This window comes from Diaphorobacter ruginosibacter, assembly GCF_014395975.1.
Classification (GTDB): domain Bacteria; phylum Pseudomonadota; class Gammaproteobacteria; order Burkholderiales; family Burkholderiaceae_C; genus Diaphorobacter_A; species Diaphorobacter_A ruginosibacter.
In genome coordinates this window covers 124,250-147,642 of the sequence record NZ_CP060714.1, presented here as the reverse complement: position 1 = coordinate 147,642, position 23,393 = coordinate 124,250, and the positions used below count along the sequence as shown (strand labels likewise).

General features: G+C 65.3%; 19 protein-coding genes. 9 read left to right on the top strand and 10 right to left on the bottom strand.

Going from position 1 to position 23,393, the window contains the following annotated elements; translation table 11 throughout:
• Positions 1 to 162: 162 nt before the first annotated feature.
• The gene (locus H9K76_RS00690; protein ID WP_187597710.1) at positions 163 to 1,422 is read right to left on the bottom strand and encodes a pyridoxal-phosphate-dependent aminotransferase family protein; all 1,260 of its coding nucleotides are present in this window, start codon (positions 1,420 to 1,422) and stop codon (positions 163 to 165) included.
• A gap of 102 nt (positions 1,423 to 1,524) precedes the next feature.
• Between H9K76_RS00690 and H9K76_RS00685 the strand changes: the two genes are divergently transcribed.
• Entirely contained in the window at positions 1,525 to 2,280 is a 756-nt protein-coding gene (locus tag H9K76_RS00685; protein WP_187597709.1) for a GntR family transcriptional regulator, read from the top strand.
• 57 nt (positions 2,281 to 2,337) lie between these two features.
• Here the strand turns inward: H9K76_RS00685 and H9K76_RS00680 are convergent, their stop codons facing one another.
• The 3 genes from H9K76_RS00680 to H9K76_RS00670 all read right to left on the bottom strand — a co-directional run bounded on the left by H9K76_RS00680 (position 2,338) and on the right by H9K76_RS00670 (position 5,512).
• A complete protein-coding gene (locus H9K76_RS00680; protein WP_187597708.1) occupies positions 2,338 to 3,858 on the bottom strand; it encodes a tripartite tricarboxylate transporter permease in 1,521 nt (506 codons plus the stop codon).
• 87 nt (positions 3,859 to 3,945) lie between these two features.
• On the bottom strand, positions 3,946 to 4,470 hold the full coding sequence (locus H9K76_RS00675; protein ID WP_187597707.1) for a tripartite tricarboxylate transporter TctB family protein: 525 nt from the start codon (positions 4,468 to 4,470) through the stop codon (positions 3,946 to 3,948).
• A 28-nt stretch (positions 4,471 to 4,498) separates the two neighbouring features.
• Positions 4,499 to 5,512, bottom strand: a complete 1,014-nt coding sequence (locus H9K76_RS00670) for a Bug family tripartite tricarboxylate transporter substrate binding protein (RefSeq protein WP_187597706.1) — start codon at positions 5,510 to 5,512, stop codon at positions 4,499 to 4,501.
• Between the two features lie 261 nt (positions 5,513 to 5,773).
• On the opposite strand from H9K76_RS00670, the gene H9K76_RS00665 reads away from it, so the two are divergent.
• The gene (locus H9K76_RS00665) at positions 5,774 to 8,842 is read left to right on the top strand and encodes an FAD-binding and (Fe-S)-binding domain-containing protein (RefSeq protein ID WP_187597705.1); all 3,069 of its coding nucleotides are present in this window, start codon (positions 5,774 to 5,776) and stop codon (positions 8,840 to 8,842) included.
• A 157-nt stretch (positions 8,843 to 8,999) separates the two neighbouring features.
• Complete coding sequence (locus H9K76_RS00660; RefSeq protein WP_187597704.1) at positions 9,000 to 10,670, top strand: GMC family oxidoreductase; 1,671 nt, start codon at positions 9,000 to 9,002, stop codon at positions 10,668 to 10,670.
• 45 nt (positions 10,671 to 10,715) lie between these two features.
• Here the strand turns inward: H9K76_RS00660 and H9K76_RS00655 are convergent, their stop codons facing one another.
• The 3 genes from H9K76_RS00655 to H9K76_RS00645 all read right to left on the bottom strand — a co-directional run bounded on the left by H9K76_RS00655 (position 10,716) and on the right by H9K76_RS00645 (position 13,967).
• Entirely contained in the window at positions 10,716 to 12,209 is a 1,494-nt protein-coding gene (locus tag H9K76_RS00655; RefSeq protein WP_187597703.1) for a hypothetical protein, read from the bottom strand.
• Positions 12,210 to 12,345: 136 nt separating this feature from the next.
• Positions 12,346 to 12,651 carry a hypothetical protein gene (locus H9K76_RS00650; RefSeq protein ID WP_187597702.1) on the bottom strand — a complete coding sequence of 102 codons (306 nt, stop codon included), beginning with the start codon at positions 12,649 to 12,651 and terminating at the stop codon, positions 12,346 to 12,348.
• Positions 12,652 to 12,722: 71 nt separating this feature from the next.
• Positions 12,723 to 13,967 carry an ammonium transporter gene (locus tag H9K76_RS00645; RefSeq protein ID WP_246475225.1) on the bottom strand — a complete coding sequence of 415 codons (1,245 nt, stop codon included), beginning with the start codon at positions 13,965 to 13,967 and terminating at the stop codon, positions 12,723 to 12,725.
• A 518-nt stretch (positions 13,968 to 14,485) separates the two neighbouring features.
• On the opposite strand from H9K76_RS00645, the gene H9K76_RS00640 reads away from it, so the two are divergent.
• From H9K76_RS00640 to H9K76_RS00615, 6 genes are all read left to right on the top strand, one after another.
• The gene (locus H9K76_RS00640; RefSeq protein WP_187597700.1) at positions 14,486 to 15,244 is read left to right on the top strand and encodes a sulfite exporter TauE/SafE family protein; all 759 of its coding nucleotides are present in this window, start codon (positions 14,486 to 14,488) and stop codon (positions 15,242 to 15,244) included.
• Positions 15,245 to 15,306: 62 nt separating this feature from the next.
• Entirely contained in the window at positions 15,307 to 16,224 is a 918-nt protein-coding gene (gene rocF, locus H9K76_RS00635; protein ID WP_187597699.1) for an arginase, read from the top strand.
• 189 nt (positions 16,225 to 16,413) lie between these two features.
• Positions 16,414 to 17,178: an ABC transporter substrate-binding protein gene (locus tag H9K76_RS00630; protein ID WP_187597698.1), complete on the top strand. Its 765-nt coding sequence runs from the start codon at positions 16,414 to 16,416 to the stop codon at positions 17,176 to 17,178.
• Positions 17,179 to 17,252: 74 nt separating this feature from the next.
• Positions 17,253 to 18,035 carry an amino acid ABC transporter permease gene (locus H9K76_RS00625; protein ID WP_187597697.1) on the top strand — a complete coding sequence of 261 codons (783 nt, stop codon included), beginning with the start codon at positions 17,253 to 17,255 and terminating at the stop codon, positions 18,033 to 18,035.
• Positions 18,032 to 18,796 (top strand): amino acid ABC transporter ATP-binding protein, encoded by a 765-nt coding sequence (locus tag H9K76_RS00620; RefSeq protein ID WP_187597696.1) that lies wholly within the window; start codon positions 18,032 to 18,034, stop codon positions 18,794 to 18,796. The genes H9K76_RS00625 and H9K76_RS00620 overlap by 4 nt, the downstream gene beginning before the upstream one ends.
• A gap of 162 nt (positions 18,797 to 18,958) precedes the next feature.
• Positions 18,959 to 19,852, top strand: a complete 894-nt coding sequence (locus H9K76_RS00615) for a DMT family transporter (protein WP_187597695.1) — start codon at positions 18,959 to 18,961, stop codon at positions 19,850 to 19,852.
• A gap of 27 nt (positions 19,853 to 19,879) precedes the next feature.
• Here H9K76_RS00615 and mrdA read toward each other — a convergent pair whose 3' ends face one another.
• Genes mrdA through mreC form a run of 3 tightly spaced genes read right to left on the bottom strand, consistent with a single transcriptional unit; the run spans position 19,880 to position 23,376 of the window.
• Entirely contained in the window at positions 19,880 to 21,835 is a 1,956-nt protein-coding gene (gene mrdA, locus H9K76_RS00610) for a penicillin-binding protein 2 (protein ID WP_187597694.1), read from the bottom strand.
• Positions 21,836 to 21,889: 54 nt separating this feature from the next.
• Positions 21,890 to 22,405 carry a rod shape-determining protein MreD gene (gene mreD, locus H9K76_RS00605; protein ID WP_187597693.1) on the bottom strand — a complete coding sequence of 172 codons (516 nt, stop codon included), beginning with the start codon at positions 22,403 to 22,405 and terminating at the stop codon, positions 21,890 to 21,892.
• Positions 22,402 to 23,376: a rod shape-determining protein MreC gene (mreC, locus tag H9K76_RS00600; RefSeq protein ID WP_187597692.1), complete on the bottom strand. Its 975-nt coding sequence runs from the start codon at positions 23,374 to 23,376 to the stop codon at positions 22,402 to 22,404. The genes mreD and mreC overlap by 4 nt, the downstream gene beginning before the upstream one ends.
• Positions 23,377 to 23,393 lie beyond the last annotated feature (17 nt).

Below are 23,393 nucleotides of genomic sequence, written 5' to 3'. Positions count from 1 at the left end.
GCAATGACCGGAAAGCGCACAAGCCCTATGCAAGGCCCCGGCTCCCGTCCGCCGCGCACATGGCCGCGTTCAGGCGTTGCCTCAGGCACCCATCATTCCACAAAAAGAAAAGGCGCTTGCGCGCCTTCTCTTCCCTCAAGTGTCAGACAAGTGCCTGTCCGACTATGCCACACGCAGTCGTGACTCGTCGATCTGCCCCACGGCCTGCGAAGGGTTGTCCGCGAAATGCCCCATGATGGCTTCGACGCCACTGCCCTCCAGCGCCACGCCCGAGAGCTTCAGGCCCATTTCCACACCGGCGACCATGGCCACCAGGGTCAGGTCGTTGCTGTCGCCCAGGTGGCCCAGCCGGAACATGCGGCCGCGCAGCTTGCCCAGGCCCTGCCCCAGCGAGAGGTCGAAGCGTTCGTAGATCAGCTTGCGCACCGCATCGGCGTCCACACCCTCCGGCATGATCACACCCGTGAGCACGGGGGAGTAAACACTCGCATCCGCACATTGGATCGGCAGGCCCCATGCATTGACCGCGGCGCGCACGCCCGCCGCCCAGCGCTGGTGGCGCGCGAACACCACGTCGAGCCCCTGGCCGAGGATCATGTCGAGCGCCTCCGAAAGCCCGTACAGCAGGTTCGTGTTCGGCGTGTAGGGCCAGTAGCCGCTCTTGTTCACCTCGATGATTTCATCCCATGCCCAGAAGGCCTTGGGAAGCCTGGCGGTCTTCGACACCTCGATCGCCTTCTGCGAGACCGCATTGAAGCTGATGCCCGGTGGCAGCATGAGACCCTTCTGCGAGCCCGACACCGTCACGTCGATGCCCCAGGCATCGTGCTCCAGATTCGCGCAGCCCAGTCCCGAGATCGAATCCACCATCAGCAGCGCCGGATGGCCCGCGGCGTCGATCGCCTTGCGCACCGCCGCGATGTCGGAGGTGACGCCCGTCGACGTTTCGTTGTGCACCACGCACACGGCCTTGATCCGGCGCTCGGTGTCCTTGCGCAGACGCGCCTCGATCATGTCGGCCTGCACGCCACGGCGCCAGCTCGGTGCATGCGGCAGGTGCTTGTCGATGCCTTCGTAGGCCATCACCTCGGGCTGCAGGCCCAGGCGTGTCGCCATCTTGATCCACAGCGATGCGAAATGGCCGGTCTCGTACATCAGCACATGATCGCCCGGGCTCATCACGTTGGTCAGCGCCGCTTCCCACGCGCCCGTGCCGGAGGCGGGATAGATCACCACGGGCTGCCGGGTCTTGAAGATCTGGCCGATCTCGCCGAGCACCTTGCGGCCGAGCGCGCCGAACTCCGGCCCGCGATGATCGATCGTCGGCAGGCTCATTGCACGCAGAATGCGATCGGGCACCGGGCTCGGCCCCGGAATTTGCAGAAAATGGCGACCTGTAGGGTGAAAATCCAGTTGCAGCATGTCGTGTTCCTTTCAGATCACATTTTGAATGCAAAATACAAAAATGGATGATCGATAACCCTTAGTATTGCCTATAACAGCGTAAAAATTGAATTCATTTTTATGATCAACGCGAACCAGACGAGCAGCAAACCCGTGGACGAGATTCCGCGCATGGCCCTTCACGAGCAGGTGGCCCAGCGCCTGCGCACCATGCTGGTGGAAGGCGTGATCGCACCGGGCGCCAAGCTCAACGAGCGTGAAATCTGCGAAGTGCTCAGCGTCTCGCGCACGCCGCTGCGCGAGGCCATCAAGCTGCTGGCCGCCGAGGGCCTGGTGGAACTGCTTCCCAACCGGGGCGCGGTGGCCGCGCGGCTCGACGAGAGCGACATCATCAGCACCTTCGAAGTGCTCGCTACGCTCGAGGGCATGTCGGGGGAGCTGGCCGCCGAGCGCATCACCGAGGACGAGCTCAACGAGATCCGGGCGATGCATTACGAAATGATGGCCTGCTTCACGCGCAAGAACCTCGCGGGCTACTACGACCTGAATGCCCGCATCCATGCGGCCATCAACGCCGCGGCGAAGAACCCGGTGCTCACGCAGGTCTACCGCAGCGTGAACACGCGCGCCCATCCGGTGCGCTTTCACACCAACCACGACGAGAACAAGTGGAAGCTCGCGGCCGCGGAGCATTCCGACATGCTGGACGCCCTGGCGGCACGTGATGGAGAGAAGCTCAAGCGCATCCTGGTGGGGCATCTGGTGAACAAGCGGGACGCCGTTCTGGGACAGTTGCGCGAGGCCCGGCTCGCCGCGGCCGGCAGCGAGAAAACCCGGGGCAAAGGCGCCAGGGCAACGGCGCAGGTCCGGCAGTGAGCAGGCGGCGCCATGCGCCGTCCTGCAGCGGCACCGCCGTAGCCCCAAGTCAACCGCTCAAGCCGCGTCGGCCACGAGCTTGTCCTTCTGCCCCCTGAGCTTTCCCAGCACCGCGCCGATCACCGGCCAGAACAGCAGCACCAGGGCCAGCGTCACGATCGTTCCCGACAGGCCGTTGTGCCAGAACACCGCGATGTTCCCGTTGCTGCCGAGCATGCTCTGGCGGAACGCGTCCTCCATGCGGTCGCCAAGCACCAGCGCCAGCACCATCGGGGCGAGCGGGTAGTCGAGCTTCTTGAACACGTAGCCGACCACGCCGAAGATCAGCATCATCCAGATATCGGACGACGAGCCGTTCACGGTGAACGCGCCGATCGCGCAGACCATCAGGATCATGGGCGCGACGATGGAGAACGGAATGCGCAGGATCGCGGCAAACAGCGGCACGGTCGAGAGCACGATGATCAGCCCCGCCAGATTGCCCATGTACATGCTCGCGATGAGGCCCCAGACGAAATCCTTCTGCTCGGTGAACAGCAGCGGGCCGGGCTGCAGGCCCCAGATCATCAGGCCGCCGAGCAGCACGGCCGCCGTTGCCGAGCCCGGAATGCCCAGCGCCAGCATCGGCAGCAGCGCCGACGTGCCCGCCGCATGCGCGGCCGTCTCGGGTGCGAGCACGCCTTCCGCCTCGCCCTTGCCGAAATGGTCGCCCCTGCGCGAGAACTTCTTGGCCAGGCCGTAGCCCATGAAGCTTGCCGCCACCGCCCCACCGGGCGTCACGCCCATCCAGCAGCCGATGGCGGACGAGCGCAGCATGGTCATCCAGTAGCGCGGCAGCCCGGCCCAGGTCTTGAGCACCACCTTGAGGTCGATGCGCGCCTTCTTGCCCTTGAAGGCAAGGCCTTCCTCGATGGTCATGAGGATCTCGCTGATGCCGAACAGCCCGATCACCACGACGAGGAAGTCGAACCCGCGCAGCAGCTCACCAGAACCGAAAGTCATGCGCAGCTCGCCGGAGATGGTGTCCATGCCGACGGCGGCCAGCAGCAGGCCCACGCCCATCGCCGCGACGATCTTGGCCTTGGCCTCCTTGCCCATGCCGATGAAGCTGCAGAAGGTGAGGAAGAACACCGCGAAGAATTCCGGGGGTCCGAACTCGAGCGCGAACGAGGCCACCAGCGGCGCGAGGAACGTGATGAGCAGCACGCCCGAGATCGCTCCGAGGAACGAGCCCGTGAACGCGAGCGTGAGCGCCTCTCCGGCCTGGCCCTGCTGGGCCATCGGATAGCCGTCGAAGGTGGTGGCGACCGACCACGCCTCGCCGGGAATGTTGAACAGCACCGAGGTGATCGCGCCGCCGAACAGCGCGCCCCAGTAGATGCAGCTGAGCAGGATGATGGCCGACGTCGGGCTCATGCCGAAGGTGAGCGGCAGCAGGATCGCCACGCCGTTCGGTCCTCCGAGGCCCGGCAGCACGCCGACGACGATGCCCAGCAGGATGCCGACGAACATCAGCCCCATGTTGTGCCACGAAAGCACGACGCTGAAGCCGTGCATGAGTGCGCCAAAGTCTTCCATCGTCCATGTCTCCGTTATCTGCAGGCCCGGCCCCGACCTTCTTCACGCCCCCGCTTCACAGGAGACGTCCGGCCATCACACTCAATATCAATACCCCAGCCACGCTTCCAGCGGCCCCTTGGGCAGCGGCACCTTGAACTGGATCTCGAACACCACGAACAGCACAAGGTTGGTGATGGCGCCCGTGGCAATGCCCTTCCACCAGGCATAGCCGCCCGCATAGCGCATGAACGCCGCGATGAACAACGCGGAGGCCACGTAGATGCCGAGTACACCGATCAGCGCGACGTAGATCGTGAGCGGCACCAGCACCTGTGCCACGCCCTTGAGCTGGGACCAGGTAGCGAACAGCTCCTTCGACGGGTGGCGAAGCACATGCCAGGCCACGCACAGCGCCGAGACCAGCACCGCGATGCCGATGCGCATGGGGAAGTAGCCCGCCTGCGGGCCCGTGTCGTCCCACCCGGCGCCTATGCGCTGGTTGTCCCAGATGACGATGGCTGCGAGCGCGAACAGAAGCGCTGCGACGGCCCACTCGACCGAGCGCCTGCTGACGCCCCGCTCCTCCTGGCCGCCAGTGGTTTCATCGAGATGGCTTGATGCGTCCGACATGATTGCTGGGCTCCGCTTGATGGCCTGCTCACTTCTTGCTCATGAAGCCGGCGGTCTTCATGATCTCGGCATGGCGCGCCTCGTCGGTCTTGAGGAACTCGACGAACTTCTGGCCCACCATGAAATCGGGGCGCAGCGCGTTCTTCTCGAGATACTCCTTGAACTCCGGCGTCTCGACCACCTTGGCGAGCAGGTTCTGATAGAACGTGGCCTGGTCGGGCGTCACGCCGCCGGGAAGAAAGAAGCCGCGCAGCATGTTGTAGGTGACATCGAGCCCCTGCTCCTTGCACGTGGGAATGTCGGCCCAGCCCTGCGAATCCGTGACCTTGGCGGTGTAGCCGCTGCGCTTGTCGGAGAACAGGCACAGGGCGCGCACCTGGCCCGCGCGCCACTGCGCGATCGATTCGCTCGGGTTGTTGGGGTTGGAGTCGATGTGCTTGCCCACGAGCTGGGTGCTGGCCTCGCCGCCACCCTTGTAGGGGATGTAGGTGAATTTCGCGCCGCTCCTGAGCTCGACCTCGGCGGTGATGACCTGGTCCTCGCGCTTGGAGCTCGTCCCGCCCATCTTGAACTTGCCGGGGTTCTTCTTCACTTCGGCGAGATAGTCGGCCGATGTCTTGTAGGGCGTCTCGGCGTTCACCCAGAGCACGAACTCGTCCTGCGCGACCATGCCGACCGGGGTGAGGTCCTTCCAGTTGAACGGCAGGCCCGTGGCCATGGGCACGGTGAAGATGCCGGTCGATGCCACCAGGATCTTGTGCGGCTCCTTGGCCGCACTCTTCACATCGAGAATGCCTTCGGCGCCCGAGGCACCCGCCTTGTTCTGGATGACGATCGGTACCTTCACCAGTTCGTGCTTGGTGATGGCCGCCTGGATCACGCGTGCCATCTGGTCGGACGCGCCGCCCGGCGAGAACGGCACGACGAATTCGATCGCCTTGCTCGGCGCCCAGTCGGCATGGGCCGTTCCGGCCAGCGCGAAAAGGGACAGAACGGATATCGCAGCCGCAGACGCGGCACGGACGGGTGTGGTGGCTTGCATGGTGGTTGTCTCCTTCATCTCATGTGTCTCATGTGAATCGGTCTGTGCCGCCCTTGCGGTACGAAAGAGCCTCGGCCCTTCGCATCGATCTGGGCGCTAGTTTTGCATTCAAAAGACAAATATGAATCATGGATTTCCCTGAATACCTCAGGAATACATGAGCAAATAATGCATGCAAAATTGAAAAACTGGTGTTTTCAGGAACGCAGGCCGTCTCAACGCACGACGGCCGCACCCCACAGAGAGCAGAAGGAAGAACTCATGCAAATCGACCCGCAACAACGCCTGGCGCCCGCAGGCACCGTGCTTCCACCCAACGAGGTCTGCCATGCGCTGGAGCAGCGGCTGCGCAAGGAGACGCAGGCCGAGGTGATGTTCGATGCCGCCTCGCGCGGCCGCTATGCGACGGACGCATCGATCTACCAGATCATGCCGGCAGGGGTGATGGTCCCGAAGACCGAGGACGACATCACCACCGCGCTGGCCATCGCACGCGATCTCAAGGTACCCGTGCTGCCGCGCGGCGGGGGCACGAGCCAGTGCGGCCAGACCACCGGCGCCGCGCTGGTGATGGACAACACCAAGCACTTCCGCAAGGTGCTCGACATCGACGTGAAGAACGGCACGGCGACGGTGGAGCCTGGCATCGTGCTCGATCACCTCAACGCGCAGCTCAAGCCCCATGGGCTCTGGTATCCGGTGGACGTGTCCACCAGCGCGCAGGCCACGCTGGGCGGCATGGCGGGCAACAACTCCTGCGGATCGCGCTCGATCCGCTACGGCAACATGGTGCACAACGTGCTCGGCGCGAGCGCCTGGCTGTCGAGCGGCGATCTGCTGAACTTCGGCCCCGTTGCCAGCCTGGGTGCGAAGGAGGCGAAGCTGGCCGGGTTCGTGCGCTCGCTCGCTCGCCAGCACCAGGCGGACATCGAGGCCCGCTGGCCGAAGGTGATGCGCCGGGTGGCGGGGTACAACCTCGACATCTTCCACAACCAGAACGAGCGCCCGTACACCGGCGACGGTTCGGTGAATCTCGCGCACCTGCTGATCGGCTCGGAGGGCACGCTGGCCTATACGAAGAGCCTCACGCTGCAACTGTCGGAGCTGCCGAAATCCAAGGTGCTGGGGGTCGTGAACTTCGAGTCCTTCCATCGCGCGATGGACTCCGCCCAGCACATCGTGAAACTCGGCCCCTGCGCGGTGGAGCTGGTCGACCGCACGATGATCGATCTCGCGCTGAGCAACCCCGCATTCCGCCCTACCATGGAGACCGCGCTGATCAACGGCACGCCCGCCGCGATCCTGCTGGTCGAGTTCGCGGGCGCGAGCAAGGAGGAACTGCGGCCCCGGCTGCGGCAGCTCGTCGAACTGATGGGCGATCTCGGCCTGCCCGGAACCGTCGTCGAGATGCCCGACGATGCGCCGCAGAAGAACCTGTGGGAGGTTCGCAAGGCCGGCCTCAACATCATGATGAGCCTGAAGGGCGACGGCAAGCCGGTGAGCTTCATCGAGGACTGCGCCGTGCCGCTCGAACACCTTGCCGAGTACACCGATGCGCTCACCGAGGTCTTCGCACGGCACGGCACGCGCGGCACCTGGTACGCCCACGCCTCCGTCGGCACGCTGCACGTGCGCCCGATCCTCGACATGCGCATCGACGGTCCGCTGGGCGGCGCGGCCAAGATGCGCGCCATCGGTGAAGAGGCTGCGGAGCTGGTGCGCAAGTACAAGGGCGCCTTCAGCGGCGAACACGGCGACGGGCTGTGCCGTGGCGAGTGGATCGAATGGCAGTTCGGCCCCGCCCTCAACGAGGCGTTCCGAGCCATCAAGCAGCAGATGGACCCGCTCTGCCTGTTCAACCCCGGCAAGATCATCGACACGCCGCGCATGGACGACGGCACGCTGTTCCGCTTCGCACCCGAGAGCAGCGGCAGGCCCTACAGGCGCATCCCGATCACGCCCGCGCTCGACTGGTCCGCATGGAACGTGAACGCCGACCCGGTCACGGAGGAGATCACCGCGCCCGGCACCGGCGGCGATGTGACCGGAGGTTTCGCCAAGGCCGTGGAGATGTGCAACAACAACGGCACCTGCCGCAAGTTCGACGCCGGCACCATGTGCCCGAGCTACCGCGTCACGCGCGACGAGCAGCACCTCACGCGCGGCCGCGCCAACACGCTGCGCCTGGCCCTGTCCGGCCAGTTGGGGCCCGACGCCTTCACCAGCGAGGAAATGCACGACACCATGGATCTGTGCGTGGGCTGCAAGGGCTGCAAGCGCGACTGCCCGACCGGCGTGGACATGGCGAAGATGAAGATCGAATTTCTCTCGCACTACAAGGCCCGGCACGGCCACACGCTCAAGGACCGGCTCATCGCCAGGCTACCTGACTATGCCGCGAAGGCCAGCCAGTTCTCATGGCTCATGAATCTGCGCAACACCCTGCCCGGCGCGGCATGGCTGGGCGAGAAGATGCTCGGCCTGTCCGCCCGCCGCAGCCTGCCCGCATGGCGCAGCGACACGTTCTGGCACATGCAGGACGAGGACCGCGCGCTGTTCTCCGATCTCGAATCCACGCTCGCCGCATCGCGTGCCCACAGGAAGGCCGCGGTGCTGTTCGTCGACACCTTCAACGGCACGTTCGAAACCGAGAACGCCCTGGCGGCAGCGCGCGTGCTCAAGGCGGCGGGCTATGTGCTCCACACCGTCGAGAAAGGCCAAGGCAGCCACCACTGCTGCGGCCGCACCTATCTTGCGGGCGGCATGGTGGATGAGGCACGCGAGCGCGCCGGCGCCCTGATCGACGCGCTGCTCCCCCTCGCGCAGGCCGGCGTCGCGGTGGTCGGCCTGGAGCCCTCGTGCCTGCTCACGCTGCGCGACGAGGCCCTGGTGCTGGGCCTTGGCGACAAGGCCGTCGCCGTGTCGAAACAGGCGCTGCTGTTCGAGGAGTTCATTGCCCGGGAGATCAAGGCCGGGCGCTTCGCGCTGAAGCTGCGTCCCGCCGGCAGGCAGATCCTGCTGCATGGCCATTGCCACCAGAAGGCATTCGGCGCCGTCACGCCGATCATGGACGTGCTCGGGCTCATTCCCGAAACCCGGGCGGAACTGATCGAGACCAGTTGCTGCGGCATGGCCGGCAGCTTTGGCTACGAGGCCAGGCACCACGAGGTCTCGATGCAGATGGCGGAGGCCGCGCTGCTGCCCGCCATCCGCCGGCAGCCCGATGCGATCGTGGTGGCCGACGGCACGAGCTGCCGCCACCAGATCGCCGACGGGGCACAGCGCGAGGCGGTGCATGTGGCGCGGCTGCTGGAGTCGCTCATGCTTTGAGAAAACATCACAAAGCTGCCGGAAGCGGCTGACGGCGTCTGACTCGCGCCACAAAATCAATAGCAGATCAGCGCTTCCCCTCTCGACACCGCCATGCCTTTTTGCACAATGACTGCACGAGACACAAGGCCCGTGCAGGGCAAGGCATCCGGTATCCATGAGCGACAACACCGAATTCGACTACATCATCATCGGCGGCGGCACGGCAGGCGCCCTGCTCTCCAACCGTCTGAGCGCAGACAAGCAAAAGAGCGTGCTGCTCATCGAGGCCGGACGCCGCGACGACTACCACTGGATCCACATTCCCGTGGGCTACCTGTACTGCATCGGCAACCCGCGCACCGACTGGCTCTACAACACCGAGCCCGATCCGGGCCTGAATGGCCGCACGCTGCGCTATCCGCGCGGCAAGACGCTCGGCGGCTGCTCCAGCATCAACGGCATGATCTACATGCGCGGCCAGGCGCGCGACTATGAGCATTGGGCGCAGGTCACGGGTGACGACGCCTGGCGCTGGGACAACGTGCTGTCGGCCTTCCGCCGCCACGAGGACCACTGGCGCCTCGACGATCCCGCCAGGGCCGACGACGCCTTCAAGCGCCTGCACGGCAGCAAGAGCACGGGTGGCTCCGGCGAGTGGCGCGTGGAAAAGCAGCGGCTGCGCTGGGACATCCTCGACGCATTCGCACAGGCCGCCACGCAGGCGGGCGTTCCCGCCACGGACGATTTCAATCGCGGCACGAACGAGGGCGTGGGCTACTTCGAGGTGAACCAGAAATCCGGCTGGCGCTGGAACACGGCCAAGGCGTTCCTGCGTCCCACCTGCTACGGCCGCCCGAACTTCGAGATGTGGACGAACGCACAGGCATCGAAGCTCATCGTCGAGACAGAGGCCAATGGAGTGCAGCGCTGCACCGGCGTGCAGGTGTGGACCGGCCAGGAGATGGTCACCGTGAAGGCGCACCAGGAGGTGATCCTCTGCGCCGGTGCCGTGAATTCGCCGCAGCTGCTGCAGCTCTCGGGCATCGGCCCGGCCGGCCTGCTCAGGCAGCACGGCATCGATGTGGTGCGCGACCTGCCCGGCGTCGGATCCAACCTGCAGGACCATCTGCAGATCCGCGCCGTCTACAAGGTGAAGAACGTGCCCACGCTCAACGTGCTGGCCAGCAGCCTCGTCGGCAAGGCGAAGATCGGCCTCGAGTACGCGTTCATGCGCAGCGGCCCCATGAGCATGGCGCCATCGCAACTCGGCGCATTCACTCGCAGCAGTCCCGAGATGGCGCACCCCAACATCCAGTACCACGTGCAGCCGCTCTCGCTCGATGCGTTCGGCGAGCCGCTGCACAGCTTCCCCGCATTCACGGCCAGCGTGTGCAACCTGAACCCGACCAGCCGCGGCACGGTGACGATCAAGCATGCGGATTTCAAAGCGGCGCCCGCGATCGCGCCCAACTACCTCTCGACCGACGCCGACCGCAAGGTGGCCGCCGACAGCCTGCGGGTGACGCGCCGCATCTGCGCCCAGCCGGCGCTCGCGAAATACTCGCCCGAGGAATGGAAGCCCGGCCCGCAGTACGAGACCGACGAAGACCTGGCGCGTCTTGCGGGCGACATCGCCACCACCATCTTCCATCCCGTGGGCACCACCCGCATGGGCCGGGACGACGACCCGATGGCCGTGCTCGACTCGCACCTGCGCGTGCGCGGCATCGCGGGCCTGCGCGTGGTGGATGCGGGCGCGATGCCGACCATCACGAGCGGCAACACCAACTCGCCCACCCTGATGATGGCGGAGATGGCATCGCAGTGGATCCGCAACGGGCAGTGACCCTGCCGGGTCACCCGTACGGAAAGTACGGGATATGCAGGAACCTCATGGCTTGCTCAACGCACCTGCTGCAACACCATATCGATCCTTGATGCGCCACACGACGATCTGATCACGATCGTCGTTCATTGCCTGTCCCACCGAAGTGCCGTTGCCGTAGGAGGGTGTGAAGCGGTACTCGTCGCGTGGCCCCTGGCATCGCACGGTGCCCTGGGGCGTGCTCTCGAACCAGCATCGAGCCGCACCAGCGTCGTCCGTAGCGCGGCCGTTCTCCACCCTCGTCAAGTTGAGCACGGTGGAGATGTAGCTGCTGAATTCGCCCTCGTTCCACACCAGCCATTGTCCCAGCAAGCTCTCGGCCGCAGGTGCGTCAGCGCCCACACTGAACTTCTGCATGTCCGTCCACTGCTCGCCGGGCAGCCGGATCTGGCCCGTGGTCGGCGACGTGAAGCGAATCTGCGCGTTGCCGTCGCTTCCAGCATCCACGCCGGACTGCGCGCCCCCACCATAGTGTCGGCCTCCTCGTACTTTCATCAGCGGCACGGAGCTTTCACCCTCCACATAGCTTCCTGATCCAATGCGGAACGTCGGGCTCCCATCCGCTTCGTACGCGTACACCTGCACAACCAGCGTGGAGGCCTGCAGATCCAGCGACAGGCCACGTCCAGGCCGGCCGGTGTTCTCCGAGTTGATGATCCACATGCCGGACTGAGGCACGCTATAGCTCTTGGCCGGATCGGCCCAACCCGTGGTCGGTGTGTCGTACTGAGGGCGGGTATTGGGTCCCACATTACCCGCGGCCATCCGCACCCCGACAAGCCTGCGTTTGCCCGCAGAGAACGACCTCGTCACCGAGCCCTCCAGCTGGCGGTCAAATCGCTGGAAGCTCACGTCCGCATAAGAGTCCGGAGCCTGCCAGCCCGTCCGGCAACTGAAGGTGATGCTGCCGTCGACAACGGCGTTCTGGCATGCGCCTTTGTTGGTTCGAAGACCCTGCGCGTCGTCCGTGATGATCAGGGGATAGGCGCTGGTGGGCTTGTTGTGTGCGTCGAGTTCGGCCACGAACCAGTACTCGAGAAAGTCCTTGCGCAAGAACTGGGTGGGCTGCAATCCATCGAACTGGAAACGGGAAATGGCCTTGGCCTGCTCCCCTGGGAACTTGATCGTGCCTCGAGTTGCGTCGGTGAACTGCAGTTCGACTGCCCCCGCCGATCCGGTTTCTGCAGCATCCAGCGCCGGGCCACCGAAATAGCGCCCGCCCTTGTACTCCATCAATTGCCCGCTGAAGCTGTTGCCGTTCATGGCTCCCGCCGTCAGATGGAAGGTGGCCTGTCCCGTGGGCGTGTAGTTGTAGACGGCCATCACCAGCGTGCCATCACGCACCTCGATGCCCATGCCTCGGCCCGGCTGGCCGTTGACCTCATCCGTCACCACCCAGTTGCCGGGGCTGACCGTGAAACCGGAGGCCGCCATCGCCACCGATCCCATCCAGGCCATGCCGAGAAGATATGCCGTGGCAGCTGCTTTCAACTTTCGCATGTGTCCGTCCATCAATGAAGTTGCGGGGACTGTATCAGCGGGCAACATCGACTTCCAGGCGCATGGGACCAGATGGCCCGCGCGAACCGGGGGATCACAAGGCGGCGCGCGCCACTCCGCGCTTTGCCAACAACTGTCAGCGCAATCGTCCCACGTACTTCCGCTCCTCCAGCCGTTGCCGGAGCATGTCGCCTGCGCGCTGGGCGAGCGGGACGCGCTGCCGGGTCTCAGGCTCCTCAAGCCATGCGGCCTCGAGGCGCGCGGCCCATTCGGGAAGCTCCGGCACGCTGTGGCTTTGCGCGTGCGTGCGTGCGAAGGTGATGATCGCCAGCGCATATTCCGGATTGGCTGCCATCCACTCGGTGTCGGTCACGCGTCCGGTGTGACGTCGCAGCAGGACATGCAGGTGCGCGGCGATGGCCAGGCGATCGTTTTCGCTCATGTCGTTTTCTCCCATGATGATCGAACCTCACTGTGCTCACGGTCGCATGCACCAGCCCGCACCCCTGTGGTTCAGGTGCCTGCGCTCTCGCGGTGCAGCGCGATGTCGAGCCCCACATACTCGGCCTCTTCGTCCACGCGCAGACCGATCAGGCTGTCGACCAGCCAGAACAGCAGCGCCGTCGCCACCAGGGTGAAGGCCCCGACGCCGAGCACGCCGATGGCCTGCGTGAGCACGCTGCCGCTGGCTCCCCCGATCTCCGGATCGGCGAACACTCCCGTGAGCAGCGATCCCACGATGCCGCCCACGCCGTGCACACCGAAGACATCGAGCGAATCGTCGGCACCCAGAAGGCGCTTGAGGCTGGTAGCGCCCCAGTAACAGGCCACGCCCGCCAATGCGCCGATGAGAAGCGCGCTGCGCGGTGTGACGAAGCCCGCGGCCGGCGTGATCGCCACCAGCCCGGCGACCAGGCCCGAGCACAGGCCCAGCAGGGAGGTCTTGCCGCGCACCAGGTACTCCGCGAACATCCAGCCCATCGCGCCCGCGCTTGCGGCAATGTGGGTCACGGCCAGCGCCAAGGCCGCACGCCCGTCAGCGGCCAGCGACGAGCCTGCATTGAAGCCGAACCAGCCGATCCACAGCAACGAGGCGCCGATCATCGTGAAGCCCAGGTTGCAGGGCTCGAAAGGTTCGCGGCCGTAACCGCGGCGGTGCCCGAGCATCCAGGCACAGACCAGCCCCGCGATGCCCGCATTCACATGGACCACGGTGCCGCCCGCGAAATCGAGCGCCCCCATGCGCGCGAGCCATCCCCCCGGCTCCCACACCCAATGAGCGATCGGCGCATAGACCAGCAGGCTCCACAGCCCGACGAACACCAGCATCGCACCGAAACGCATGCGTTCCACCCAGGCGCCGACCAGCACCGCCGCAGTGATCACCGCGAAGGCCAGCTGGAACATCGCGAATGCCGCCTCGGGCAGGTGCGGCGCGAGATGGCTGACCGCCACACTGCGGTGCACGGCGCTGAACTCGAGCCCTGCAAACCAGGCGCGCGAGTCCGATCCGATCCAGCCGTTGCCCGGCGTGAACGCCAGCGAATAGCCCAGCGCCAGCCAGAGAATGCTCACCACGGCCGCGATCGCCACCACGCTTGCCATGGTGTTGAGCACATTCTTCCTGCGCACCATTCCGGCATAGAACAGCGCAATGCCCGGAAGGGTCATGAGCAGCACCAGAATGGTGGCCACCATCACCCAGGCGGTGTCGACGGGACTGATTCCGTCGAGCGGAACCACGGATGGACGGCTCATGGAGTCCGCCAGCGCCTGCAGGGGCAGAAGGCCCACAACACAGGCACCGACACATCCCCAGGCCCTGAATTTGCCGCTACAAACCTTGCGCACTGTCATAGTTCCCCGCGTGTCCATGATGACGATCTGCAACCAAAATGCACAAGTCGTGCCAAGGTGTTTTTCATCGCACTGCATCAAAAGGGGCCGCGCCTGCGGATGTACGCTCCAAAATAGGGTGGGGAAATCACCAATGCACTATCGATGTGCAACCATTACAGTCTCCTTACTCGAAAGCGCGCCTCGGCACGCAGCGAGGGGACCGAGGAGACGCCACAATTCGAACACCATCACAATATCCGAGCATCCCCCATAAGATGCCAGTTCACCCAAGCGCCGCACATGCGGCGCTTTTTTTTGCCTGATGTTTTTCAATGGCGGCACCGCACTGGCCGTTGCTGGCAGACAGCGCCAAGAGGCGGTGCTGCTCTCCTCGCAAGGAGCCCGGCAAGCCCATGCGTCAATGAGACAATCGCGGGATGGAATGGATCATCGTTTCGCTGGCCTCGATGCTCGGCGGTTTTGTGGATGCAATCGTGGGCGGAGGCGGGTTGATCCTCGTCCCTGCGCTGTTCGCTACGTTTCCCACGGCGCCGCCCGCGACGCTGCTCGGCACCAACAAGAGTGGCGGGATCTGGGGCACGGCCGTCTCCTCATGGCAGTTCAGCCGCAAGGTGCAGATGCGCTGGCATGCCCTGCTGCCGGCGGCAGGCGCGGCGCTCGCCGGCTCGTTTCTCGGTGCATGGGCCGTCACGCTGATCTCCGGCGAGTTCCTGCGCAAGCTGCTGCCCTTTGTCCTGATCTGCCTGCTGCTGTATACGCTGGCCAAGAAGGACCTGGGCAAGAGCCATGCGCCGCGCTACCAGGGCAGCCGGGAGGTGACCATCGCCTGCGCGATCGGCCTGACCGTGGGGGCCTACGACGGCTTTTTCGGCCCCGGCACCGGCAGCTTCTTCATCTTCCTGTTCGTGCGCCTGCTGGGCTACGACTTCCTGAACGCCTCGGCCTCCGCCAAGCTCATGAATCTCGCGAGCAATGCCTCCGCACTGGTGCTGTTCGGCATGAAGGGGCACATCTGGTGGCACTACGCCATTCCTCTGGCGCTCTTCAACATCATCGGCAGCGTGGCTGGCACCCACCTCGCTCTCAAGCATGGCGCGGGGTTCGTGCGTAGCATCTTCATTCTCGTGGTGAGCGCGTTGATCCTGAAGACGGGCTATGACGCCTTCCTGAGATGAACATCCCAGGGACCAAGCCGCCTATCATTCCATCCGGGACTCAAGGAAGGTCGGGTATCTCTATGCGAGGAATCACTTTGATCGGCGCGCCCACCGATGTGGGGGCCAGCGTGCTCGGAGCCAGCATGGGGCCGGAGGCGCTGCGCATCGCGGGCATCGCCCAGGCATTGCGCGCGCGGGACATGAAGGTGTTCGACTATGGCAACCTGCTCGGCCCGGGCAATCCGCAGGCCCCCGCGGAGGGCGGATTTCGCCACCTCGACGAGGTGACGGCCTGGAACCGCGCCCTGTTCGCCGCCACGCTGGACACCCTGTCCGCAGGCCGGCTGCCACTGATGATGGGCGGCGACCACTGCCTGGCGATCGGCTCGATCAGCGCCGTCGCGCAGCACTGCCGTGCACGGCAGCAGCGCCTGAAGGTGCTCTGGTTCGACGCGCACGCCGACTCCAACACGCCCGCATCGAGCCCGAGCGGCAACCTGCACGGCATGCCTGTCGCCTGCCTGCTGGGCCACGGGCCCGAGCAGCTGACGCATCTGGCCGACACCTCCCCGGTGCTCGCGCCCCGGGAGGTCACGATGATCGGCATCCGCAGCGTCGATCCCGCGGAGCGGCAGTTCGTGAACGAACACGGCATCGACGTCTACGACATGCGCACCATCGACGAGATGGGCATGCGTGCGGTCATGCAGTCCGCGCTGGCGGACGTCGATGCGGGCACCCACCTGCACGTGAGCTTCGACATGGATTTCCTCGATCCCGGCGTGGCACCCGGTGTGGGAACGCCCGTGCGCGGCGGCCCGACCTACCGCGAGACGCAACTGTGCATGGAAATGCTGGCCGACTGCGGCGCGCTGGCCTCGGTGGACCTGGTGGAGCTCAATCCGGCGCTCGACATCCGCAACCAGACCGCCGAGCTGGCCGTCGAATTGCTGGAGAGCCTGTTCGGCAAGTCAACGTTGATGCGCGAAAAGCGTTGATCGTGTGGGATCCCTGCGTCTGCGGGTTAATCCCCGCAGATCGGGATGACCACGGCCAGTCCGTTTTTTTATAATGTGGCTGCTTTATGACACCGCCCCGCTACAAGAGGGGGTCAAACGGTTCCGGCTTGTGATCTGCAATGCCGGATTTTTTTGTACCTGATGCGATCCCGCAGGAATGAGACCTACATGAAGAAAATCTTTGCATCCGTAGCCGCCGCCGTGGCTCTGTGCGCCGCTGTGTCGGTGCAGGCTCGCCCACTGGACGCCATCCAGAAGAGCGGCAGCATCACCCTGGCCTCCGAAGGCCAGTACGCGCCTTTCAATTTCTTCAAGGGAAAACAGCTGACGGGCTATGAAATCGAGGTGGCGGAAGCCGTCGCGAAGAAGATGAACCTGAAGTACGAGTGGAAGGCCGTCGGCTTTGACGCCCTGCTCACCGGCCTCGCGCAGGACCGCTGGGATCTGGTGATCGCATCGCACGGCATCACCGAAGAACGCGCCAAGGCCGTGACCTTCACACACCCCCACTACTGCTCTGGCGGCATCATCGTCTCGATGAATCCCTCCATCAAGACCGCCGCCGACCTGGCAGGCAAGGTGGTGGCCGTGCAGACCGGTACGAGCTACCTCGAGCACGTCAAGCAGGTGCCCGGCGTGAAGGAAGTGAAGAACTTCCCGACCGACGAAGCCGCCCGCAGCGCGCTGGCCTCCAAGCGCGTGGACGCCTGGGTGACCGACCGTTTCGTCGCCAAGGAAATGCTGGCCAAGGCACCGAAGGCCGGCTTCAAGACCGGCGACATGCTGTTCATCGAACAGATCGCCGCCGCCGTCTCCAAGGGCAACACCGGCCTGGCCGACGCCTACAACACCGCCCTGAAGGCACTGATCGCGGATGGCACCATCAAGGCCATCTCCCAGAAGTACTTCCAGGAAGACGTGACCTGCAAGTAACAGGCACGCCCTTTCATTCCACACCAATGACGCCGGAGCCTTACGCTCCGGTCGTTCGTTACGCCTGATTTCCCATGCTTCTAGCCCTCTGGCCCGCGCACTGGAGCCGCAACCAACGCAGCAATGCGACACTGGTTGCGGCTTTGGTGTTGATGGTGCTGGTTCTTGCACTGCTCGGCCAGCTTCTTTCGTTTTTCCCCGAACCCATCGGCTCCAACGCCGAGCTGTTCAAAGAGGGCGCACTGACCACGCTGTACCTGACCATCATCAGCGGCGTCGTCGGACTGATTCTGGGCACGAGCGCAGCGCTCGCCCGCACCTCGCGCAACATCGTGCTGCGCTGGATCGCCAGCATCTACATCTGGGCCATTCGCGGCACACCGCTGCTGGTGCAGATCCTGTTCGTCTACTTTGCCCTGCCGGTGCTCGTGCCGGGCCTGAACCTGCCTGATTTCGCCGCCGCAGTGGTGGCGCTGGGCCTGAACGTCGGCGCGTACAACGCCGAGGCGGTGCGTGCCGGCCTGCTGGCCGTGCCGCGCGGCCAGACCGAGGCGGCGCGTGCGCTCGGCCTGCCCAGGAGCCGCGTGTTCCTGGACGTGGTGTTCCCCCAGGCGTTCAAGATTTCCCTGCCGCCGCTGGTGAGCAACTTCGTCGCGCTGCTCAAGGACTCCTCGCTCGCCTACGCGATCGGCGTGGTCGAGCTCACCAACGTGGGCAACCGCATCCAGTCGGCCACCTTCCAGCCGGTGGAAACGCTGGTGACGGTGGCGATCACCTATCTGATCCTGACCACGCTGGTCACGCAGGTGGCCGCCGCCATCGAGTACCGCTTCGATGTGGAGGGCCGCGCCAAATGAGCCACGCCAACAAGCAGGATACGCAGAAGTGCTACATCGTGGCCGACAAGGTCTGCAAGTCGTTTGGCACCCACCAGGTGCTCAAGGACGTATCGACCTCGTTCAATACCGGTGAAGTGACCGTGATCATCGGCGCCTCGGGCTCCGGCAAGAGCACGCTGCTGCGCGCCATCAACCGGCTCGAGCCGCACGACAGCGGCACGATCACCATCGACGGCGTGCCCGTCACCGACGATGCGAAGACGCTGCAGGCCCAGCGCTGCGAGGTCGGCATGGTGTTCCAGCAGTTCAACCTGTTCGGCAACATGACGGTGCTGGACAACGTGTCGCTCGCGCCGCGCCGCATCCGAGGCCTCTCGCGCGAGCAGGCCCATGCGCGGGCGATGACGCTGCTCACCCGCGTGGGCCTCAAGGACCATGCGAACAAGTACCCCTGGCAGCTCTCGGGCGGGCAGCAACAGCGCGTGGCCATTGCCCGCGCGCTCGCGATGGAGCCCAAGGTGATGCTGTTCGACGAGCCCACCTCGGCACTCGATCCCGAGATGGTCCAGGAGGTGCTCGACGTGATGCGCGAGCTTGCGCGCAACGGCATGACCATGATCATCGTGACCCACGAAATGGGCTTCGCCCGCGAAGTGGCCGACCGCGTGATGTTCTTCGACCAGGGCCGCATTACCGCAGAGGCACCGCCTGCCGAGTTCTTCGGCAACCCGGCGAATGACCGCATCCGTGCCTTTATCGGCAGAATGTCGAATCATTGACAGCGCGGGGCCAACCGGTTTTCCGGCCACCTCCGCAGTCCTGCGAGCGCGGGAAGCCCCAGCCACAATGATGAGATAGCCCCTCAGACGCGACGCAAAGCCGCGACAGTACTCTCGTACGGCAAGGCTTTGGCCGAACCACCCAACAGAATTCCATCCGCTATGCGTTCCGAGCGCCGTGGCCTCGTGGCCCTTTTGATCGTCACCATCGTCTGGGGAACCACCTTCCCGGCGATGAAACTGCTGTCCAGCCATCTGGACGCCCTGCAGATCATCTGGGCGCGCTTTGCGATCGCCCTGTGTGTGCTGCTGCCCATGTGGCGCGGCATGCGCAGCAACGAGCGCCGCTGGGGCCTTGCGCTCGGCGTGCTGCTGTTCATCGCGTTCTGGCTGCAGATCGAGGGCCTGGCCCGCACCTCCAGCAACCGCAATGCCTTCGTCACCGGGCTCAACGTGCTGGTGGTGCCGATTCTCGCGATGCTGGCGCTGGGCCGCCGCTATGGGCTGGCGCTGTGGGTCGCCTGCGGCATGGCGCTGCTGGGCATGACGTTCATGTTCCACGAGAACGAACCCTGGAACCTGGGCGACACGCTCACCCTCGCCAGCACGTTCTTCTACGCCATCTACATCCTGGCGCTCGAGGAATGCGCGCGGCGCACTGCCGGGCAACCGCTGCGCGCCACGCGCATGGCGGCGGCGCAGGCAGCCGTGATGTTCGTGTCGGCCACCATCCTCGTCCTGGTGCGTCATGGTGACGTGCCGAGCGCCCTGGGCCCGCTGTTGCACCTTCCCGCCACATCATGGGCCGCGCTCGTCTACCTCGGCGTGTTCGCGAGCGTGATGGTCGTCACGCTCCAGGCCTGGGGCCAGCAGCGCGTGGACGCCATGCGCAGCGCGATCATCTATGGGCTCGAGCCCGTCTTCGCGGCCACCATGGGCTGGTTCCTGATCGGTGAAACGCTGGGCCTGAACGGCCTGCTGGGCGCGGCGCTGATCGTGGGCGCGCTGATCGTGAGCCAGTTGCAGCCGCCGAAGGAGGTGGTGGCTGCGGCGTGATCCGCCGCGCTCGGTGGGTTGCTCCCGTCAGGGCGCCGGCGGCTCGTTCGCCGTGAGCGAAATATCTGCCGCCTTGCGCGGCGTGCCGATCGGCGCGGTGGCCTGGCCCTTCGAGACGGCGGCCAGATCGGCCTCGCTCGGGTACTGCCCGAGCAGCCAGTAGTCGAACACCCGGCGCACGATGGGGCCCGCGGCGGCGGCGCCGAAGCCGGCGTTCTCCACGATCACGGCCACCGCGATGCGCGGCTCCTCGAGCGGCGCAAAGGCGGAGAACAGCGAGTGGTCGCGCTTGTGCTCGTCGAGCAGCTTGGCGTTGTAGCGCACGTTCTGGCCCAGGCTCACGGCCTGCGCCGTGCCGGTCTTGCCGCCCGAGGTGTACTGCGCGCTGGCGAACAGCCGCGCGCCCGTGCCGACCTTGTTCACCAGGCCAAGCGACTTGTGGATGATCTCGATGTTCTTCGGCTCATAGCCCAGGGAGACGCCGGGAGGCTGCTGGATGTCGACGATCTTGCCCGTGACCGCGTCCTTGGTGGCCTTGGCGATATGAGGTGTGAAGCGCGTGCCGCCGTTGGCCAGCGTGGCCTCGGCACCCGCCAGTTGCAGGATGGTGAAGTTGTTGTAGCCCTGCCCGATTCCCAGCGACACGGTTTCGCCCGAGTACCAGCGCTTCATCTCGGGGCGCTTGTAGGTGTTGCGCTTCCAATCGGTGCTGGGCAGCGTGCCGCGCACTTCGCCGTTCAGGTCCACGCCGGTGATCTGGCCGAAGCCCAGCGGCTTCATGAAGTCGTGGATCATGTCCACACCCATGTCGACGGCAAGCGAATAGAAATAGGTGTTGCTCGAATACTGGATCGCGCGGTACATGTCCACGCCGCCCAGGCCGCCTTCGTGGCTGCGGAAGGTGCGGCCGCCATAGTTGAAGTAGCCCGGATCGCTGTACACCTGCGTGGGCGAGCGCTTGTTCAGCTGCAGCGCGGCCAGCCCCATGAACGGCTTGTAGGTCGAGCCCGGCGGGTAGGTACCGCGCAGCGCACGGTTGAGCAGCGGCTTGTTGATCGATTCATTGAGCGCCTGCCAGTTCTCCTGGTCAATGCCTTCGACGAACAGGTTCGGATCGAACGTGGGCTTGCTCACCAGCGCGAGGATCTCGCCGTTGCGCGGGTCCATCGCGACGAGCGCCCCGCGCCGGTCGCCGAACATTTCCTCCACCAGGCGCTGCAGCTTGATGTCGACCGACAGCATCACGGTATCGCCCGGCGTCGCGGCGAAGCTCGCGAGGCGGCGCACGGCGTGGCCACCGGCGGAGGTCTCGAGGCGCTCCACGCCGGTGTGGCCGTGCAGGGTCGACTCGTAGGAGGACTCGACGCCGAGCTTGCCGATGTAGTCGGTGCCGCGGTAGTTGGCAGCGTCGTCGGAATCCTCGATGCGCTCCTTCTCGCGCTGGTTGATGCGGCCGATGTAGCCGATCAGGTGGCTGCCGGTCTCGCCCAGGGGGTAGTTGCGGAACAGGCGGGCCTTGATGTCCACGCCGGGGAAGCGGTAGCGCTGGGCCGCAAAGCGGGCGACCTCCTCGTCCGTCAGGCGCGTGCGGATGGGAATGGACTCGAAGCTCTTGGAATCCTCCATGAGCCGCCGGAACTTGCGGCGGTCGCGCGAACTGATGTCCACGATCCGGGACAGCTCCTCGATGGTGTCGTCCAGATTGGAGACCTTGGAGCGCATGATCTCAAGCGTGTAGGCCGAATAGTTGGAGGCCAGCACCACGCCGTTGCGGTCAAGGATCAGGCCCCGGTTGGGCACGATCGGCACGACGGCCGTGCGGTTGCTCTCGGCCTGGTCGGCCAGGTCGTCATGGCGCACCACCTGCAGCACCAGCAGGCGCGAGACGATGAGCAGGAATGCCAGAAAGACCAGGAAGCCGACGACGATCACCCGCAAACGGAAGCGAGAGACGTCGGCCTCTACATTTCGCAATTCAGTCATGGTGTGCGGGCTTCATGGGTGGCCGGTCGGACAAACAGGCAGGCACGGCAAGCATCAGAGCGGCCGGTTCTCGTCCGGATCGGGCGGACGCCGCTGCGGCGCAAGCAGGATCCACGTGGCAATCGGCCACAGAACGGCTTCCAGCGCAGGTGCAATCAGACCTTCGAGGCCTGGCAAAGTTCCCCCGGAGATCAGGCGCAGCAGGAGCTCGATCGCGTGAGCTCCCACGAACAGCGGCACCATCTGCAGCGCCTGCAGCCACACGTTGAACCACAGCATGCGGCGGCTGGACATCTGGGCCGCATACATCAGCAGGCAGTACACCAGCGCATGCTGGCCGAGCAGCGCGGACTGGCTCACATCCATGCACAGCCCGAGGATGAAAGCCACGCTCATGCCCACGCGCTGCGGCTGGTGGATGCCCCAGAACGCAAGCAGCACCATCAGCCAGTCGGGCGTCCAGACCACGCGCCCGAGCGGCAGCAGATTGATGGCCAGCCCCACGACAAAGCTGGCGACGATGAACAGCGGGCTGACGGGGAGCAGCAGCTGCTGGCCCTTGGGCATCATGGGCGGCCTCCATTCTGGGCACGGCCCGGAAGGTCCTTCGTGGCCTTGGCCGGCTTTTCGGCCTTGCCGGATTTCGGCGCCGGTACCTCGGCCTCGACCTCGGCACGCACGCCGTCGGTGAGCGGCTTGAGGACCGAGACGTATTGCGCGCCGCTCATCTGTGCAAGGGGCTGGCAGTAGATGCGCGAGAACGACGAATCGGCGCGCTTTTCCACCTTGATCACCCTGGCCACCGGCAGCCCGGGCTGGTAGACGCCGTCCATGCCGCTGGTACTGAGCAGATCGCCCTCTTGTACATCGGCATTGCTTGGCATGAAGCGCAGCTCCATGCCTCCGCCATGCAGCATCACGGGATCGCCATAGGCCACGCCCCGCGCACCGGTGCGCATGTTCCGCACAGGGATCGCCTGGTCGCGGTCGATCAGCAGCGTCACCTCGCTGGAGAGCGGGAACACCCGCGTGACCTGGCCGAGTACGCCCGAAGCATCGATCACCGGAGAGCCCGGGACGACGCCGGCGATCTGCCCACGATCGATGACCACGCGACGGGTATAGGGGTCTGCGGCATCGTAGACGACCTGCGCGGCCATGCCTTCGGCCTTGACGCGCTCGCGCAGCTCGAGCAACTGGCGCAGCTGGGTGTTCTCCTGCAGCAGCAGGTCGACCTGGTTGGCCTGCTGCGACATGGCCGCCATCCTGCTCTGGGCTTCGTCACGGCCCTTCTGTGCATCCTCGAGCGCCTGGAAGTAGCCCGCGCCGTACTGTGCGAACTCCACCGGCTTGAGCATGGCCCACTGGATCGGCATGAGCACCGTCCCGATCGCGCCACGGATGGGCTCGGTGACATGGAAACGCGCATCCGCCACCATCAAAAACAGCGCCAAGGCGCTGTAGAGAGTCAGGCGTGCGAGGGGCGAGGGGCCGTGCTTGAAAAGAGACGGGGCCTTTCGGTCCAGCGTGCCTAGAGGCATGGCCTACTCCATTGGAC

Excerpts from the sequence above, each read along its gene's own strand:
- H9K76_RS00690 (WP_187597710.1), bottom strand. The coding sequence starts at position 1,422 with ATGCTGCAACTGGATTTTCACCCTACAGGTCGCCATTTTCTGCAAATT.
- H9K76_RS00685 (WP_187597709.1), top strand. The coding sequence starts at position 1,525 with ATGATCAACGCGAACCAGACGAGCAGCAAACCCGTGGACGAGATTCCG.
- H9K76_RS00680 (WP_187597708.1), bottom strand. The coding sequence starts at position 3,858 with ATGGAAGACTTTGGCGCACTCATGCACGGCTTCAGCGTCGTGCTTTCG.
- H9K76_RS00675 (WP_187597707.1), bottom strand. The coding sequence starts at position 4,470 with ATGTCGGACGCATCAAGCCATCTCGATGAAACCACTGGCGGCCAGGAG.
- H9K76_RS00670 (WP_187597706.1), bottom strand. The coding sequence starts at position 5,512 with ATGCAAGCCACCACACCCGTCCGTGCCGCGTCTGCGGCTGCGATATCC.
- H9K76_RS00665 (WP_187597705.1), top strand. The coding sequence starts at position 5,774 with ATGCAAATCGACCCGCAACAACGCCTGGCGCCCGCAGGCACCGTGCTT.
- H9K76_RS00660 (WP_187597704.1), top strand. The coding sequence starts at position 9,000 with ATGAGCGACAACACCGAATTCGACTACATCATCATCGGCGGCGGCACG.
- H9K76_RS00655 (WP_187597703.1), bottom strand. The coding sequence starts at position 12,209 with ATGCGAAAGTTGAAAGCAGCTGCCACGGCATATCTTCTCGGCATGGCC.
- H9K76_RS00650 (WP_187597702.1), bottom strand. The coding sequence starts at position 12,651 with ATGAGCGAAAACGATCGCCTGGCCATCGCCGCGCACCTGCATGTCCTG.
- H9K76_RS00645 (WP_246475225.1), bottom strand. The coding sequence starts at position 13,967 with ATGAGCCGTCCATCCGTGGTTCCGCTCGACGGAATCAGTCCCGTCGAC.
- H9K76_RS00640 (WP_187597700.1), top strand. The coding sequence starts at position 14,486 with ATGGAATGGATCATCGTTTCGCTGGCCTCGATGCTCGGCGGTTTTGTG.
- rocF (WP_187597699.1), top strand. The coding sequence starts at position 15,307 with ATGCGAGGAATCACTTTGATCGGCGCGCCCACCGATGTGGGGGCCAGC.
- H9K76_RS00630 (WP_187597698.1), top strand. The coding sequence starts at position 16,414 with ATGAAGAAAATCTTTGCATCCGTAGCCGCCGCCGTGGCTCTGTGCGCC.
- H9K76_RS00625 (WP_187597697.1), top strand. The coding sequence starts at position 17,253 with ATGCTTCTAGCCCTCTGGCCCGCGCACTGGAGCCGCAACCAACGCAGC.
- H9K76_RS00620 (WP_187597696.1), top strand. The coding sequence starts at position 18,032 with ATGAGCCACGCCAACAAGCAGGATACGCAGAAGTGCTACATCGTGGCC.
- H9K76_RS00615 (WP_187597695.1), top strand. The coding sequence starts at position 18,959 with ATGCGTTCCGAGCGCCGTGGCCTCGTGGCCCTTTTGATCGTCACCATC.
- mrdA (WP_187597694.1), bottom strand. The coding sequence starts at position 21,835 with ATGACTGAATTGCGAAATGTAGAGGCCGACGTCTCTCGCTTCCGTTTG.
- mreD (WP_187597693.1), bottom strand. The coding sequence starts at position 22,405 with ATGATGCCCAAGGGCCAGCAGCTGCTGCTCCCCGTCAGCCCGCTGTTC.
- mreC (WP_187597692.1), bottom strand. The coding sequence starts at position 23,376 with ATGCCTCTAGGCACGCTGGACCGAAAGGCCCCGTCTCTTTTCAAGCAC.